Genomic DNA, 238 nt, shown 5'->3' with positions numbered 1-238 from the left:
ATACTGATTATACCGCTAAAGTTTACAGTAAAATTGATCGTATAGTTTTCTGGAAATTAGCAAAATGGCTAGCGCGGAAATATCGTTGCTCCGTTAAGTCATTAATGATGAAGTGGATAAAACGACCGACGCCAAATCAGGCCAAGACTTGGGTATTATTTGGTAAAAGCAATCGAGGTAATTTATGTAGCGCTTCACTAAGCTCACTTTTAAACACCAAGTTTTAGAGCCGTACATG

The 238-nt window shown here is 37.8% G+C and carries 1 pseudogene; it reads left to right on the top strand.

The features are described from left to right. Positions 1-227 (top strand): annotated as a pseudogene (locus AAEY62_RS24625) (group II intron reverse transcriptase/maturase); the annotation flags it as partial. Positions 228-238 lie beyond the last annotated feature (11 nt).

Origin of the sequence: Pseudoalteromonas sp. GW168-MNA-CIBAN-0100 (assembly GCF_040309225.1) — a bacterium.
In the GTDB taxonomy this organism is placed as follows: Bacteria; Pseudomonadota; Gammaproteobacteria; order Enterobacterales; family Alteromonadaceae; genus Pseudoalteromonas; species Pseudoalteromonas arctica.
This window is presented reverse-complemented; position numbering and strand designations above follow the sequence as displayed.